Origin of the sequence: Anaeromyxobacter sp. SG64, assembly GCF_022690745.1 — a bacterium.
GTDB classification, from domain to species: Bacteria; Myxococcota; Myxococcia; order Myxococcales; family Anaeromyxobacteraceae; genus Anaeromyxobacter; species Anaeromyxobacter soli.
This window is the reverse complement of the sequence record NZ_JALCZB010000011.1, coordinates 37,658-52,546: the sequence shown is the minus strand read 5'-3', so window position 1 is coordinate 52,546 and position 14,889 is coordinate 37,658. Positions and strand designations below refer to the sequence as shown.

The 14,889-nt window shown below is 72.5% G+C and carries 13 protein-coding genes; 4 read left to right on the top strand and 9 right to left on the bottom strand.

Annotated elements, in window-relative coordinates:
* Positions 1-6: 6 nt before the first annotated feature.
* Positions 7-1,218 carry an acetate/propionate family kinase gene (locus MNZ29_RS05505; RefSeq protein ID WP_242333772.1) on the bottom strand — a complete coding sequence of 404 codons (1,212 nt, stop codon included), beginning with the start codon at positions 1,216-1,218 and terminating at the stop codon, positions 7-9.
* A gap of 258 nt (positions 1,219-1,476) precedes the next feature.
* Here MNZ29_RS05505 and MNZ29_RS05500 point away from each other — a divergent pair, with 258 nt between their 5' ends.
* Positions 1,477-1,968 carry an RsbRD N-terminal domain-containing protein gene (locus MNZ29_RS05500; RefSeq protein ID WP_242333775.1) on the top strand — a complete coding sequence of 164 codons (492 nt, stop codon included), beginning with the start codon at positions 1,477-1,479 and terminating at the stop codon, positions 1,966-1,968.
* Between the two features lie 35 nt (positions 1,969-2,003).
* On the opposite strand, the gene MNZ29_RS05495 is transcribed toward MNZ29_RS05500, so the two are convergent.
* Both MNZ29_RS05495 and MNZ29_RS05490 read right to left on the bottom strand, forming a co-directional pair.
* Positions 2,004-2,465, bottom strand: coding sequence for a YiiD C-terminal domain-containing protein (locus MNZ29_RS05495; RefSeq protein ID WP_242333778.1), 462 nt, complete (start codon positions 2,463-2,465; stop codon positions 2,004-2,006).
* 59 nt (positions 2,466-2,524) lie between these two features.
* On the bottom strand, positions 2,525-3,538 hold the full coding sequence (locus MNZ29_RS05490; RefSeq protein ID WP_242333781.1) for an NAD-dependent epimerase/dehydratase family protein: 1,014 nt from the start codon (positions 3,536-3,538) through the stop codon (positions 2,525-2,527).
* Positions 3,539-3,630: 92 nt separating this feature from the next.
* Between MNZ29_RS05490 and MNZ29_RS05485 the strand changes: the two genes are divergently transcribed.
* Both MNZ29_RS05485 and MNZ29_RS05480 read left to right on the top strand, forming a co-directional pair.
* A complete protein-coding gene (locus MNZ29_RS05485) occupies positions 3,631-4,560 on the top strand; it encodes a LysR family transcriptional regulator (RefSeq protein ID WP_242333784.1) in 930 nt (309 codons plus the stop codon).
* 113 nt (positions 4,561-4,673) lie between these two features.
* On the top strand, positions 4,674-5,591 hold the full coding sequence (locus MNZ29_RS05480) for an NAD(P)-dependent oxidoreductase (protein ID WP_242333787.1): 918 nt from the start codon (positions 4,674-4,676) through the stop codon (positions 5,589-5,591).
* A gap of 101 nt (positions 5,592-5,692) precedes the next feature.
* On the opposite strand, the gene mdh is transcribed toward MNZ29_RS05480, so the two are convergent.
* The 6 genes from mdh to MNZ29_RS05450 all read right to left on the bottom strand — a co-directional run bounded on the left by mdh (position 5,693) and on the right by MNZ29_RS05450 (position 13,114).
* Positions 5,693-6,643 (bottom strand): malate dehydrogenase, encoded by a 951-nt coding sequence (gene mdh, locus MNZ29_RS05475; protein WP_242333790.1) that lies wholly within the window; start codon positions 6,641-6,643, stop codon positions 5,693-5,695.
* 39 nt (positions 6,644-6,682) lie between these two features.
* Positions 6,683-8,917, bottom strand: coding sequence for an NADP-dependent isocitrate dehydrogenase (locus tag MNZ29_RS05470; RefSeq protein ID WP_242333793.1), 2,235 nt, complete (start codon positions 8,915-8,917; stop codon positions 6,683-6,685).
* Between the two features lie 509 nt (positions 8,918-9,426).
* Entirely contained in the window at positions 9,427-10,320 is an 894-nt protein-coding gene (locus MNZ29_RS05465; protein WP_242333796.1) for a 5'-3' exonuclease H3TH domain-containing protein, read from the bottom strand.
* A gap of 166 nt (positions 10,321-10,486) precedes the next feature.
* Positions 10,487-11,476, bottom strand: coding sequence for a hypothetical protein (locus MNZ29_RS05460; RefSeq protein WP_242333799.1), 990 nt, complete (start codon positions 11,474-11,476; stop codon positions 10,487-10,489).
* 399 nt (positions 11,477-11,875) lie between these two features.
* Complete coding sequence (locus tag MNZ29_RS05455; protein ID WP_242333802.1) at positions 11,876-12,235, bottom strand: VOC family protein; 360 nt, start codon at positions 12,233-12,235, stop codon at positions 11,876-11,878.
* A gap of 189 nt (positions 12,236-12,424) precedes the next feature.
* Positions 12,425-13,114: an NAD-dependent epimerase/dehydratase family protein gene (locus tag MNZ29_RS05450; RefSeq protein WP_242333805.1), complete on the bottom strand. Its 690-nt coding sequence runs from the start codon at positions 13,112-13,114 to the stop codon at positions 12,425-12,427.
* 233 nt (positions 13,115-13,347) lie between these two features.
* On the opposite strand from MNZ29_RS05450, the gene MNZ29_RS05445 reads away from it, so the two are divergent.
* On the top strand, positions 13,348-14,889 hold the full coding sequence (locus MNZ29_RS05445) for a S41 family peptidase (RefSeq protein WP_242333808.1): 1,542 nt from the start codon (positions 13,348-13,350) through the stop codon (positions 14,887-14,889).

The following is a 14,889-nucleotide window of genomic DNA, read 5'->3' as shown; positions in this document are numbered from 1 at the left end:
GGGACGTCAGCTCGCCCGGCGTCCGCCGGAGGCCTGCGTCCGCTCGATGACCTCGGCGGTGTCCATCGCGATCATGAGCTCCTCGTTCGTCGCGACGACGGCCGCCATGGGCCGCGTGGTCCGCGTGATCCGGCCGCACAGCGCCTTGCCATGGGACGCGTTCGCGTCGGGGTCGAGCACGAGGCCGGTGAAGCCGAGCAGCTCGACCACCTGGGCGCGCACCTGCGCGGCGTTCTCGCCGATGCCCCCCGTGAAGACGAGCGCATCGAGCCGGCCGAGCGCCACGGTCATCCCCGCCGCCGCCTTCGCGACGGAGTGGCAGAACTTGTCGATGGCGAGCGCTGCGCGGGCGTGCCCGCCCTCGGCGGCGCGCTGCAGGGTCAGCATGTCCGCGCTGAGCCCCGAGAGGCCGAGCAGGCCGGAGCTCTTGTTCAGCTCGTCCATCACGTGGTCGGCGTCGCACCCGAGCGACGTCTTCATGTGCGCGATGATCGACGGGTCGATGGAGCCGCTGCGCGTGTCCATGACCACGCCGTCGAGCGGCGTGAGCCCCATCGTCGTGTCGAGGCTCTTGCCGTTGCGGACCGCCGCGAGCGAGCAGCCGTTGCCGAGGTGCGCGGTGACGATGGCGTGGTCGTCCGGATCCAGGCCGAGCTGCGACACCGCTCGCAGCGACACGTAGTGGTGGCTCGTGCCGTGGAACCCGTAGCGCCTCACCTCGTGCTGCTCGAACCACTCGTACGGGACCGCGTAGAGGTACGCGCGCGGCGGCATCGTCTGGTGGAACGCGGTGTCGAACACCGCGACCTGCGGCACCCCCGGGAAGAGCTGCTGCGCGAGCCGGATGCCGAGCAGGTTGGGCGGGTTGTGGAGAGGTCCGAGGTGGACGCACTCCTCGATCTTGGCGACGACCTCGGGGGTGATGAACCTCGACCCCGAGAACCTCGCCCCCCCATGCACGACCCGGTGTCCGATGCCGAGCATCCGGTCGGCGAGCCCCACCTCGCGCAGGACGTCCACCACCGCGCGCAGGGCCGCCTCGTGGTCGCCGCCGGCGAGAGGCCGCGACCGCTTGCGCCCCTCGTGCTGGAGCTCGAGCATCGCCTGAGGGGTCCCCAGGTGCTGCGCCGTGCCCGAGACGTGCTCGTGGCCGTTCGACGAGTGGACGACGGCGAACCTCACCGAGGTGCTGCCGCAGTTCAGGACGAGTACGTTCACCGGCTCTCCATGGGCGTGGCGAGGCGCCACAGTCGCACCCCGGGACGCCGCTTCGCAAGCCACGTCGGCGCGCTCCGTACGGCTGGAATGACACTGCGGGCCTGCGTGCTCGGGTCGGAATCACGGCGTCGCGCAGTCTCTGCGCGACTCATGCGTCGCGGTTATCGTCGCCATAGCCAGAATGACTTTTCCTTATCGGGCGCTGGTCGCTATGTTGCGCCTGTCGCGGGTGGACCCGCGCCGAGGAGAACGGTCGCCATGAACGTCGAGGACCTGCTGATCGCGTACGAGCCCGCGATCGTGGACGAGGCTGTGCACGCGACCGAGGAGAACGAGCGCTACGGGCGCGACGGCGACGAGGCGACGCGGCGGCGCATCGAGGAGCTCTATCACCGGCTGACCGCCGCCGTGCGCGCGCGTGACGTGAGCGAGCTGCTCGCCTACGTGCGGCGGATCGCGCGCGAGCGGTCCGCGGCGGGCTTCGAGCTCTCCGACGTCCAGGCTGCGTTCGACGCGCTCGAGGAGGCGATCTGGCACGGGGCGGTCGTCGAGCTGCCCGCCTACGACCTTCCGTTCGGACACGGCCTCGTCTTCACCGCGCTCGCGCACGGCAAGGAGACGCTGCGGCACGCCTTCGACCCCGCCGCCCCGCACGTCCCGGCGCCCTTCCCCGACCTCACGCCGCTCTACAAGGGCACCGAGGCGGTCCTCGCGCCCTGCCCCGCGGAGGAGATGGTCTTCGCCGCCTGAGCCTCCCGGCTCCGACGGCGAGACGCTCGGGCGGCCTACGCGGCGGGAGCGCCGTCGAGCCGCGCCGCCACGTACACCCCCTCGTACGTACCGCCGACCCCCGACTGCGAGTGAATGGCGCCGCGGACGCGCACGCGCGCCTTCCGCCGCCGCGCGAGCGTCGCGAGGAAGCGCTCCCAGTCGGCGGAGCCCGGCAGGGACGCCGTCGCGGTGAAGTCGCCGTCGACGGGCTCGTCGAAGTCCACCTCGCTGCGCTGGATGACGAGGCGCGCCTCGATGCCGCGCTCGCGGAGGGCGAGGTGCAGCAGCGTCCAGCCCGCGAGGATGGCGAGCGCCGAGAGGCTGCCGCCGAACGCGGTGCTCCGGTGGTTCAGGTTCGGCGCGAGCGGCGCCGCGAGGCGGACGGAGGTCCGGTCGTACGCCTCGACCACGGCCCCGAGGTGGCGCGTGAGGGGGATGTGGTCGTGCAGGTAACGCGTGGTCTCGTCGAGGGTCATGAGCGAGCTCGGAAGCGCGGCGGGCCTCCAGCATAGCGCGCGCCGCGCCCGGTCGCCGCTCAGGCCGCTTTCGCGCCAGCGAGCGAGCGGATCCAGCTCGCGGTCTCGGCCACCGCCTGCTCTCGAGCGGTCGGCTCGACCCCGAAGGCCTCGCGGAAGCGCCGGTCGTCGATGACGTAGGGCACCTTCCACTGGTAGGTCATCTCGGCGGCGGCGCCGAGCACGGGGCTCACGAGGCCCGCTGCGCGCATGACCCAGTCCGGCACTGCCCGCACCCGGCCGCGCCGGCCCAGCGCCGCCCCGATCGCCTCGACGAGGCCGCGCGTGGTGCCGGTCCAGGCCAGCGGCAGGTGCCACACCCGGCCGTCCGCCGCCGGGCTCGTTCCGAGCACCGCGAGGCCCCGGGCCACGTCGGGTCCGTAGCTGTATCCGTGGGGCTGGTCGGGGTCGCCGCCCATCTCGATGGGCTTCCCCGCGAGGATCCGCTCGGCGAACCGGGCGCCGAGGAGCGCCGTCGGCACCTCCGGCCCGAAGTAGTCGGAGGCGCGCCCGGTCGTCGCCCGGACCTCGCCGCGCGCGTGCGCCTCGACGAGCTCGCGCGCCAGCATCGCCCGCAGCTCGCCCTTGTGGCTGCAGGGGTTCATGGGCGTGTCTTCGTCGAAGGGCGCTCGGTCCGGCCGACCGTACATGTACAGGCAGTCGAGCACGACGAGCCGCGCGCCGGCCCGGGCGGCGGCGTCGCGCACGCCGCGCTTCAGCGGGGGGAGCACCTCGTCCCAGCGGTGGTAGTCCGCGGGGTTGGCGCAGTCGTAGACCACCGCCGCGCCGCGGGCGGCCTCGGTCGCGGCCTCGCGATCGGCGGCGTCGGCGCGCCGCCACTCCACGCCAGGGAGCGCGCGACCGGGCTGGCCACGCCGCACCATCCGGACCCGCAGGCCGCGGGAGAGGAGCTCCATCGCGAGGCGCGTACCGATCTGGCCCGCGCCGAAGACGACGTGCAGCGGGGGCGGGGCGAGCTCCACGGGGCCGTCGGCGTGAAGGGGGGACTGCGAGGGGTTCCGGAGGAGCGTCATGGGTGGAGGTCCTTTCGAGGTCCTTTCGTCTCCGATCTGACCTCCGCGCGAACGCATGGCAACGCGCAGTCCTGCGGGCTACCTCTGCATCCATGCAAAGGCTCCGCTGGGACAACGCGCAGGTCCTGCTCGCGCTCCTGCAGGCGCGCTCCTTCTCCGGCGCCGGCGCGCGCCTCGGCGTGAACGCCTCCACCGCCTCGCGCCGGCTCGACGCGCTCGAGGCGGCCCTGGGCGCCCACCTGTTCGATCGGACGCCGGACGGCGTCCTCCCCACCGCGCTCGCAGAGGAGCTGGGGCCACACGCGGAGGCGATGGAGCGGGCCGCCACCGGGCTCGCGCTCGCCGCGCAGGGGCGCGAGGCGCTGGCGGAAGGCGAGGTGCGGCTGACCGCGCCGCCCGGCGTCGTGGAGTTCCTCGTCGCGCCCGCGCTGCCGCGGCTGCTGCGCCGTCACCCGCGCCTGCGGCTCTCCGTCGACGCGAGCGTGACGTACGCGGACCTGACCCGCCGCGAGGCCGACCTGGCGCTGCGGACGACCCGCCCGGCGTCGGGGGACCTCGTCGTGAAGAAGCTCGGCGAGACGCGGGGAGGCGTGTACGGCGCCCCCGCCTACGCGGTCGAGCTGGGCGTGCTGCGCCGGCTCGACGAGGCCCGCTGGATCACCTGGGGCGACGACCTCGGCCACCTGCCGCCCGCCCAGCTCGTCACGCAGCGGGTGCCGCCGGCGGCGATCGTGCTCAGGACCAGCCACATGGGGGCGCAGCTCGCGGCCGCGGCCGCTGGCGCCGGGGTCCTCCTGTCCGATCCGCACACGGCGAAGGTCTGCGGCCTCGTGGAGATCCCGCTCGCGCCGGCGCTCCGGCGCTCGCTGCCGCCGCTGCGCGGGGGCGCGCTCTGGCTCGTGGCGCACCGCGCCTTGCGCGACGTCCCGCGCATCGCGGCGCTGTGGGCGTTCCTCGAGGAGGAGGCGCGCGGGGCCGGGCTCGTCCCGGATCGTGCCGGCGCGGGCACGGTCGGGCCGTAGCGCGGCGCTCCGGCGCCATCCCTCCGGGCGAGCGTCCGGCGACGCGCCTTTCGCTCAGGGTCGCGCGGGCCGGGGCCGGTGCCGGTGGTTAGGGTGAGCGCCGGGGCAATGTCATGGACGTCGGATTCGTCGGGCTGGGCTCGATGGGGCAGCCCATGGCGCGCAACCTCCTGCGCGCCGGTCACCACGTGACGGTCTGGAACAGGACCCGCGCGCGCGCCGAGGCGCTCGCGGGCGACGGGGCGACCGTCGCGGGCACGCCCGCCGAGGCCGCCCGCGGCGGCGTGGTGCTCACGATGGTCTCCGACGACCGCGCGCTCGAGGCGGTGGTCTCCGGCCCGGACGGACTCCTCGCCGGGCTCCCCCGCGGCGGGCTCCACGTGTCGATGAGCACGATCGGCGTCGCCACGGCGGAGCGGCTTTTGCGCGGGCACGAGGAGGCGGGCCGGCGGCTCGTGTCGGCGCCGGTGTTCGGCCGACCCGACGCCGCCGCGGCGGCGAAGCTGTCCATCGTCGCCGCGGGCCGCGAGGCAGACATCACCCTCGCCAGGCCGCTGTTCGAGGCGATGGGCCGGCAGGTGCTCGTGGTCGGCGCGCGCCCGCCCGAGGCGAACCTCGTGAAGCTCGCGGGGAACTTCCTCATCACCGCCGCCATCGAGGGGCTGGCGGAGGCGACCGCCGTCGTCGCGAAGGGGGGCGTCGATCGGCGCAAGTTCCTGGAGGTCCTGCTCGGCACGCTCTTCGATGCGCCGGTCTACCGCGGGTACGGCAGCCTCCTCGTGGAGGAGCGGTTCTCGCCGCCGGGGTTCGCCCTGCCGCTCGGCATCAAGGACAACCGGCTGCTGCTCGAGGCCGGCGAGCGGCTCGCGGTCCCCCTCCCCCTCGCGAGCCTCGTGCGCGATCGCATGCTGGCGGCGCTCGCGCGCGGCTGGGGCGACCTCGACTGGTCGGTCTTCGCCCGGATCTCCGCGGAGGAGGCGGGGCTCTCCGACGCCCCGCGCGCGGCAAGCTCCGGCGCGACCTCGCCCTGAAGCCGCCCTGCCCTCTCCCGCGCAGGCCCGGCCTGAAGCGAAGAGGCCCCGGCCGCCTTTCGGCGACCGGGGCCTCGAGCTTCGTTCGTCGCGGGAGCGCGCTACTTCATGCTGCCGACGAGATCCCGGACCGCCTTCACCGACTTGTCCATCATCGCCTGCTCCTCCGCGTTGAGCTTCAGCTGGAGGATGCGCTCGGCGCCGCCCGCGCCGATGACGACCGGAACGCCGACGTAGAGCCCGTCGACGCCGAACTCGCCCTTGAGGAACGCGCAGGTCGGGAGGACCCGCTTCTGGTCCTTGAGGAACGACTCGGCCATCGCGATGGCGCTGGAGGCCGGCGAGTAGAAGGCGCTGCCCGTCTTGAGCAGGGCGACGACCTCACCGCCCGCGCCACGGGTCCGCTTCACCATCGCGGCCATGACCTCGGCGGCCTTGGCGGCGCCGTACTTCTGCTCGAGGAGCTCCATCACCGGGATGCCGCAGACGCTGGTGTACCGGACGAGCGGCACCATGTCGTCGCCGTGGCCGCCCAGCGTGACCGCCGTGACGTCCTTCACGGAGACGCCGAGCTCCCAGGCGATGAACGCCGCGAAGCGCGCCGAGTCGAGCACGCCGGCCTGGCCGACCACGCGGTGGTGCGGGAACCCGGTGATGCGCTGGCAGAGCGTCACCATCGCGTCGAGCGGGTTCGAGATCACGATGACGAAGGCGTCCGGGGCGTACTGCTTGATGCCCTCGGCCACCGACGTCATGATCTTCGAGTTCACGGCGATGAGGTCGTCGCGGCTCATGCCCGGCTTGCGCGGCAGGCCGGCCGTCACGATGACGACGTTCGAGCCCTTGATGTCCTCGTAGCTGTTCGTGCCCTTGAGGCTCACGTCGAAGCCGTCGACCGGCGCCGCCTCGGCGATGTCGAGCGTCTTGCCCTGGGGCAGCCCCTCGACGATGTCGAAGAGGACCACGTCGCCCAGCTCGCGCAGCGCGGCGAGCTGCGCCAGCACGCCGCCGATCTGACCGCCACCAATCAATGCAATCTTCGGTCTAGCCATTTCTATCTCCTCGAGAAGATCTGGTTCGATTCCCTGCTACTACGCCATAGCGTCAACGATTGCATTCAACGTCGGGCTGGGGCGCATCGCCGCAGCCGTCTTCTTGGGATCCGGCCGGTAGTAGCCGCCCGTGTCCACCGGCTTCCCCTGGGCCGCGATCAGCTCCGCGTCGATCTTCGCGGCGTTCTCCCCGAGCTGCTTCGCCAGCTTGGCGAAGCGCGCCTGGAGGTCCTTGTCCTTCGTCTGCTCCGCGAGCGCCTCCGCCCAGTACAGGGCGAGGTAGAAGTGGCTGCCGCGGTTGTCGATCTGCCCCACCTTGCGGGCCGGCGACTTGTTGTTGTCGAGGAACTTGCCGATCGCCTTGTCGAGCGCCTCGGCGAGGACAGCGGCCTTCTCGTTCTTCGACGTCGCCGCGACGTGCTCCAGCGAGGCGCCCAGCGCGGAGAACTCGCCGAGCGAGTCCCAGCGCAGGTAGCCCTCCTTCACGAACTGCTGCACGTGCTTCGGCGCCGAGCCGCCCGCCCCGGTCTCGAACAGGCCGCCACCGGCGAGGAGCGGGACGATCGAGAGCATCTTCGCGCTGGTGCCGATCTCGAGGATCGGGAACAGGTCCGTGAGGTAGTCGCGGAGGGCGTTGCCCGTGACCGAGATCGTGTCCTGGCCCTGGCGGATCCGCTTCACCGAGAAGCGCATCGCCTCGACGGGCTCGAGGATGCGGATCTCGAGGCCGACCGTGTCGTGGTCCTTCAGGTACTTCTCGACCTTCGCGATGACCTGCGCGTCGTGCGCGCGAGCCTTGTCGAGCCAGAACACCGCCGGCGCGCCGGTGGCCCGGGCGCGGGTGACCGCGAGCTTCACCCAGTCACGGATCGCGGCGTCCTTCGCCTGGCACATGCGGAAGATGTCGCCCTCCTCGACCGACTGCTGGAGCAGCGTCGCGCCCGTCTCGTCGTTCACGACGCGGACGGTGCCGTTGCCCTGGGCGATGAAGGTCTTGTCGTGCGAGCCGTACTCCTCGGCCTGCTGCGCCATGAGGCCGACGTTCGGCACGCTGCCCATGGTCGCCGGGTCGAACGCCCCGTTCTTCCGGCAGTCCTCCATGATCTCCCGGTACATCGTCGCGTAGCAGCGATCCGGGATGACGGCCTTCGTCTCCTTGAGCTTGCCGTCCGGGCCCCACATCTTGCCGGACTCACGGACCACGACCGGCATCGACGCGTCGACGATGATGTCGTTCGGCGCGTGGAGGTTCGTGATGCCCTTGTCGGAGTCGACCATCGCGAGCGCCGGGCGCTTCGCGTAGACGGCCTTGATGTCGGCCTCGATCTCCGCCCGCGTCTCCGCCGGCAGCGCCTGGATCTTCTTGTAGAGGTCGCCGAGGCCGAGGTTCGGGTTGACGCCCGCCTGCTTGAGCGCGGCCGCGTGCTTCTCGAACACGTCCTTGAAGAAGACGGTCACGGCGTGGCCGAACATGACGGGGTCGGAGACCTTCATCATGGTGGCCTTGAGGTGCAGCGAGAAGAGGACGTCGTTCTTCTTCGCGTCCTCGATCTGCTCCTCGTAGAACTTGCGCAGCGCGCGAATGCTCATGACGGTCGAGTCGATGATCTCGCCCGCCTTGAGCGGCGCCTTCTTCTTGAGGACGGTGGCCTTGCCGTCCGCGGAGACGAACTCGATCCGGTAGTCCATCGCCTGCTGGACGGTCATCGAGGTCTCGTGGCCGTAGAAGTCGTCGCTCGTCATGTGCGCGACGTGGGCCTTCGAGTCGGACGTCCAGGCGCCGAGCTTGTGCGGGTGCTTCTTCGAGAACGCCTTCACGGACAGCGGCGAGCGGCGATCGGAGTTGCCCTCACGGAGCACCGGGTTCACGGCGCTGCCGAGGCACTTCGCGTAGCGCGCCTGGATCGCCTTCTCGGCGTCGTCCTTGGGGTTCTCGGGGTAGTCCGGGAGCTTGTAGCCCTTCCCCTGCAGCTCCTTGATCGCCTCCTTGAGCTGGGGGATCGAGGCGCTGATGTTCGGCAGCTTGATGATGTTGGCCTCGGGCGTCCGCGCGAGCTCGCCGAGCTGGGCCAGGTAGTCGGGGATGCGCTGGCTCTCGGTCAGGTTCTCCGGGAAGTTCGCGATGATCCGGCCGGAGAGCGAGATGTCCCGCGTCTCGACGGCGACGCCGGTACCCTGGGTGAAGGCCTGGACGATGGGGAGCAGCGAGTACGTGGCCAGCGCAGGCGCTTCGTCAATATCCGTCCAGATGATCGTGGAGGTCTTCGTCGTCATGTCCTCTTCCTTGGTGCCCCTGCATCTCACGAGCGGGGAACCTTCACTGTTCGTACTCGACTGCTTCTGATCTTCGCCCGGGGCGATTCTTCGGCCCAGAGAGCTGAGGCTCCGGCACCCGCCCCTGGGCTGCTTTCACGTCTGCGCCGGACAGTTCCTGGAAGCCGTGGAAATTACACGATGTGTCAGGCGACTGTCTTCACGTCGGCCGGCGGATGTGGACTTCGCGCGTCCGCGAGCGCCAGCGCGCAGGGGATGCGCCGCCGACGCTGCCCGCCGAGGCCGTCGATCTCCCCGACGACCGCCGGATGGAGCCGATCCGAGGTGCCCGGGCGCCGCGGCGAGCGCAGCTTCTGCGCGATGGACACACCGGTGCCGGGGGCGAGGACTGCTCCTCGACCCCGCACCGGCCGCCGATCGGGAACGGGCCGCCGACCCGGAATAATCCGCCCTCTCGGGTGTGGCGTCCCGTTACGCCCGCGGCGCCCCCTGCCCCGGCGCGGCGGCGATCAGCCGCCGTCCCAGCGTGCGCGGCGCGCGTCCAGCGCCGGGACGAGCGAGCGAGCGCCGAGCTCGTCGCACCACGCCTCGAAGCGCGCCCGCGGGATGCCCTGCCAGCGCACGTCCTCGAGCGACTCTGCGAGCGGCACGTCGCGGACGAGCGTGGCGAGCCGCCGGTAGAGGATGGCCGCCTCCCGTCCCGCGTCCAGCGCGCGCACGAGCGTCGCCGCGCCGCGGATACCGGCGGGCCAGCGCCCCGGGTCGAGGGGGATGTCCTCGAGGTGGACGAACCGTGCGAGCAGCGCCGAGGCGGTCCTCGCCCCGAACCCGGCGAGCCCGGGGATCCCGTCCGCCTCGTCGCCCACGAGCGCCAGGTAGTCGGGGACGCTCTCGGGCCGGATGCCGCGACGGGCGAGGAGCGCCTCCTCGTCGATCTCGCGCTTGCGGATGCGGTCGACCTGCACGACCTGGCGTCCCCACAGGCACTGCCCCAGGTCCTTGTCGGGCGTGAGGATGCGCACCTGGACCGCCGCGTCGCGGAAGCGGGCGGCGCCGGTGGCCAGCGCGTCGTCGGCCTCGAACTCGCGCATCGACCAGACGGTCACGCCCAGCGCACGGACCGCCGCCTCGGCGGCGTCGAATTGCGCGAGCAGCTCCCGCGGCACCCCGTCGTCGGTCTTGTACCCCGGCCAGAGGTCGTTCCGGAAAGAGCGGATGGGATTGTCGAACGCGACCGCGACGTGGGTGACCGCCTCGCCCTCGTCGTGCAGGAGGGCCAGGAGCGAGCTCGCGAGCCCGACGGTGGCCTTCGCGTCCCAGCCCGCCGGCGCGACGTGGCCGGGCCGCTTCGAGTAGTGCGCCCGGAAGAGCTCGAAGGTGCCGTCGACGAGGTGTACCCGCATCGCGGCCGAATATAGGAGCCCACCGGGAGACGCGCGGCCCGACGCCCGCAAGCCTGTCGGGGCGTGCCGCCGCAAAAAACCGTTCACCTGTGAGCGCAAGCTGCTGCTCGAGCGCGCGGCGGCGTGTGAGCGCGCGGCGCGGTGACAGAGGGGGGCGGCGGTCCGGCTACCTCAGGAGCCCGCGCCACCAGCGCCACGCGCAGACGTTCGCCTCGTGGCTCATCGCCATCGCGGTGCCGTCCGCCCCGACGAACGCCCAGGCGCAGCCTTCGAGCGGCAGCTGGATCTTCCCGCACGACGTGCCGGACGGCGTCAGGATCTCGATCTCGGCGGTGGAGGGACACGCGAGCTGGGGCCCGACCACCGCGTTCGCGCGCCCTCCCCGCACCACGTACACCCGCGTCCCCGGCCGATCCGCGAGCCACTGCGGGGCAGGAGACGCCGCCGCGTTCCCCGGCGCGAAGACGTGCGTCCAGACCCCGCTCACGCGCAGCGCCACCGTCCCGTCCGCGAGCGAAGCGGTGTCGTCGCCGACGCTCGTCGCTCCGAGCGGCGGCGTGAGCGGGAACCAGCCCGTGAGCGGGGCGGCGTCCCGCCCGAACCAGCGCGCGCCGTCGAGAGCGACGACGAGCGCCTCGCCGGTGCGGGCGACGCCGAGCTGATAGGGAGCGCGATCGAGCTCCGCCGCTCCGGCGCGCGACCCGTCCTCGCGCACGTACTCGAGCCGCAGGATGGGGCTCCCGTCCGGGTGGCGGTCGTTCGTGATCATGCCCTCCGTGGTCGTGAGGAGCGCGCTCCCGCCTCCCGGGACCGGGTGGAGCTGGCGCACGCGGCCGAGCGGCCCGTCCCCGCCGAGGAGGGCTCCGCGCGCGTCACGACGCTCGAAGAGGCCCGGCAGGTAATCGCCGCCGTGGTTCAGGTGATAGCCGTGCGGCTGCGGCGCGATGGGGAAGCCCTCTGCGAGCAGCGACACCTGGAAGGCGACGGTGTCGTCTCCCGCGCCGGTCGCGGCGTCGAGGAACCGGTACGCGCTCTGCTTGTAGCCGGTGCCGACGCCGATCCAGTCCCCCGTCCCGTCGGTGATCGGCTCGCGGCAGAAGTAGAAGCCGTCGAGCGGCAGGCTGTGCTCGACGGCCTCGCCCAGCGCGGCGGGCACGAGGCCCGCGCACGCGTCGGCGGCCGGCGCCGGCGGAGGGGGCGACTCCGGAGACGACGGCGGCGTCGCGGCGGGAGGCGGCGACGGCTGCGACGCCGGCGGCTCCGGCGTTGCGCTCGGGCCGGGCGCGGTCGGATCCGGGGACGGAGTCGGCTCAGGCGTGGGCTCGCGTGTCGAGGGACCGCCGCCGCACGCGGCGAGGAGGAGAACGACTGCCCAAAGCCCGACGCTCGCCGTGCCCCTCGCCATGCCTGCGCCCCCTCGCCCGAGCCTCCTGCAGCCCCGCGAAGCGAGGCGCCCCAGAGTGAATGTGCGCTCCCGGCGAATCCCGCGCCAGGGGCGCCCGCGGCGGGGCGCGGCGAGGACGGGAGTCGGGTCCGGGAAGTTGGGATCGGTCCTCTACTTCGACTTCCACAGGCCCAGGGCGGCGCCGGTCGGATCGACGATCAGGCTGAACCAGCCGGCGCCGGGCACCTCGGTGACGTCCTTCAGGATGGTGGCGCCGAGCGACTGAGCCTTCTTCGTCGCCGCGGCGACGTCGTCCACGAGGACGTAGGCGAGCCAGGACGAGGGCGCCCCGGGCATCGGGTGCTTCATGAGCCCGCCGCCCGTCCCCTCACCCACGTTGATCATCGTGTACGACCCACCGTGTCCCATCGGGACGTCTTCCAGCTTCCAGTCGAACAGCCTGCCGTAGAACGCCTTCGCCTTCTCGGGATCGGTCGTGTTCAGCTCGACGTGTACGAACGGGTTTCCCATCGCGGTGTCCTCCTCCCCGGCGCCTTGTATGTGCGGTGGCGCGATCACGCCGACGCTTCGCGGGGCCTGCCTCGTGAAGCCGGGCCCATCGCGCGCGGCGACGGTGCGCGAGCGGCGATGCCGGCGCCGGGAGGACCGCGCGCCGTCGGAGCGTCCGGTCCACGAGCGGCGCGGCGCCCACGCCCCCGCTCAGCGCGTCGAGGGAGACGCCGCTCCGCGCGCGAGCGCGTTGATGTCGCGGGTCTCGAGCACCGGGCTCTTCGCCCCGCCCTTCGCGACGGCGAGCATCGCCCGCCCGAGCCGCTCCGTGGTCGTCACGAGGTCCGGGAAGAGCGCGTTCATCACCGGGAAGAGCGGCGACAGCAGCGGGTAGAGCGCACGGTAGAGCCTCGTCCGCGAGGTGATGCCGTGCAGCGCCTGGATGAAGCCCGGCCGGAACATGTACGCCGACGCGAACGGGAGCCGCAGCAGCGCGTTCTCGGTCTCCCCCTTCACCCGCGCCCACATCGACCGCCCGCGCTCGGTGCTGTCCGTCCCCGCCCCCGAAACGTAGACGAACGTCATGCGGGGATTGCACGCCACGAGCGTCCGCGCGACCGCGAGGGTGAGCTCCTTGGTGACGCGCCGGTAGTCGCGCTCCGACATCCCCGCCGACGACACGCCGAGACAGAAGAAGCAGGCGTCGCAGGCGGCGAGCTCGCCCTCGAGACCGGAGAGATCCGAAGGATCCGCCCGGACGACCTCGCGGAGCTTCGCGTCACGCCGACCGGTCGGGCTGCGCCCGATCGCGAGGACGCGCTCGACGTCGGGATCGCGCAGGCACTCCCGGAGCGCACCCTGCCCTACCATCCCGGTCGCCCCGAAGAGAACGATCTTCACGTTGCCCCCTCGTCGCCGGGCCGTCCGCCGACCCGTTCCGGTGGGATGGTACACCCGCGAAGAGATGGCCGACGGCGCGTGGCGCGTGAGGAGTTGCGCGCCCCCGTCACGAGCGCAGCAGAGGGCGGGCAGGACCCACGGTACGTGGAATCCGGTGGGGTCACCTCGCTTGCGGGCTCCGCACGCTCCGTGCAAGCATTCCGCCGCTCGAGCACCTCCGGAGGAGACCTCCCATGCCCAGCTCCCTGGCCCGCGCGCCGCGCCTCCCTGCTCTCCTGCCGATCGCGATTGCGATCCTCGCGGCGACCGCGGCGTGCCACTCGTCCGGCGATGGCGCCTCGCTTCCGCCCTCCACGGAGTTCGCGGCGCGATGTGCCGCGCCGCGAGCCGGAATCGACCCCTCCACCGGCGCGCCGTACGCCGACCGGCAGGGGACGCTCGCCGACGAGAAGGCCTGGCTCCGCTCCTGGATCGACGAGCTCTACCTCTGGTACCGCGAGGTCCCGGACGCGGATCCCGCGCACTACGCGACGGCCGTGAGCTACTTCGACGTGCTGAAGACGCCCGCGTTGACCGAGTCGGGGCGCCCGAAGGACCGGTTCCACTTCACCTATCCGACCGACGCCTGGGTGGCGCTCTCCCAGTCCGGCGTGGAGGCGGGTTACGGCGTGCAGTGGGTGGTCCTGGCGCCCGCCCCGCCGCGCCGGATCGTGGCCGCGTACGTGGAGCCGGGCTCGCCCGCCGCGCTGGCCGGCATCGCGCGCGGCGCCGAGGTCCTCGATGTGGACGGCGTGGATCTCGTCAACGGCAGCGACGTCGCCACGCTGAACGCCGGCCTGTTCCCGGCGGCGGCGGGCGAGACCCACAGCCTGACGTTCGCCGACGCGCTCGGCACGCGCACGGTGTGGATCACCTCGGCGAACGTCGAGAGCGCGCCCGTCCCCACCACCCTCACGATCCCGACCAGCGGCGGCACCGTCGGGTACGTCCTCTTCAACGACCACTTCGCGACCGCCGAGTCGCAGCTCGTCGCGGCGATCGAGCAGCTCCGGGGCGCGGGGGTGGCCGATCTCGTGCTCGACCTCCGGTACAACGGCGGCGGCTATCTCGCCATCGCGAGCGAGCTCGCCTACATGATCGCGGGTCCCACCGCGACGTCCGGAAAGGCGTTCGAGCGCCTCGTGTTCAACGACAAGATCGCCACGCGGGATCCGGCCACGGGGCTGCCGTTCCCCCCCATGCCGTTCCTCGACGCGACGCAGGGCTTCTCGAGCGCGCCTGGCGCCGCCCTGCCCTTCCTCGGGCTCGACCGCGTCTTCGTCCTCACCGGCTCGGGGACGTGCTCGGCGAGCGAGTCCATCATCAACGGCCTCCGCGGCATCGGCGTGAGCGTGATCCAGATCGGCGCCACGACCTGCGGCAAGCCGTACAGCTTCTCGCCGCAGGACAACTGCGGCACGACCTACTTCGCCATCCAGGTCCAGGGCGTGAACGACCAGGGCTTCGGGAGCTACGGCGACGGCTTCGTGCCGGGCGGGAGCGGCGGCGCAGGCGTGCCCGGCTGCGCGGTGTCGGACGACTTCGACCACGCGCTCGGCGACGCCCGCGAGGGTCGCCTCGCGGCGGCGCTCGCGTACCGCGCGACCGGGAGCTGCCCGCTGACGGCGGCTGCGACGACGGCCGCGGCGCGGGCGCTCGTGTCGCAGGAAGCGCTCGCGGGCGAGGGCGAGGTGGTCAAGTCGCCCTGGCGCCAGAACCGGATCGTGACGAGGTGA

Bases quoted from the DNA above. Each gene is read 5' to 3' on its own strand.
- MNZ29_RS05500 (WP_242333775.1), top strand. From the start codon at position 1,477: ATGAACGTCGAGGACCTGCTGATCGCGTACGAGCCCGCGATCGTGGAC.
- MNZ29_RS05495 (WP_242333778.1), bottom strand. From the start codon at position 2,465: ATGACCCTCGACGAGACCACGCGTTACCTGCACGACCACATCCCCCTC.
- MNZ29_RS05490 (WP_242333781.1), bottom strand. From the start codon at position 3,538: ATGACGCTCCTCCGGAACCCCTCGCAGTCCCCCCTTCACGCCGACGGC.
- MNZ29_RS05485 (WP_242333784.1), top strand. From the start codon at position 3,631: ATGCAAAGGCTCCGCTGGGACAACGCGCAGGTCCTGCTCGCGCTCCTG.
- MNZ29_RS05480 (WP_242333787.1), top strand. From the start codon at position 4,674: ATGGACGTCGGATTCGTCGGGCTGGGCTCGATGGGGCAGCCCATGGCG.
- mdh (WP_242333790.1), bottom strand. From the start codon at position 6,643: ATGGCTAGACCGAAGATTGCATTGATTGGTGGCGGTCAGATCGGCGGC.
- MNZ29_RS05470 (WP_242333793.1), bottom strand. From the start codon at position 8,917: ATGACGACGAAGACCTCCACGATCATCTGGACGGATATTGACGAAGCG.
- MNZ29_RS05465 (WP_242333796.1), bottom strand. From the start codon at position 10,320: ATGCGGGTACACCTCGTCGACGGCACCTTCGAGCTCTTCCGGGCGCAC.
- MNZ29_RS05455 (WP_242333802.1), bottom strand. From the start codon at position 12,235: ATGGGAAACCCGTTCGTACACGTCGAGCTGAACACGACCGATCCCGAG.
- MNZ29_RS05445 (WP_242333808.1), top strand. From the start codon at position 13,348: ATGCCCAGCTCCCTGGCCCGCGCGCCGCGCCTCCCTGCTCTCCTGCCG.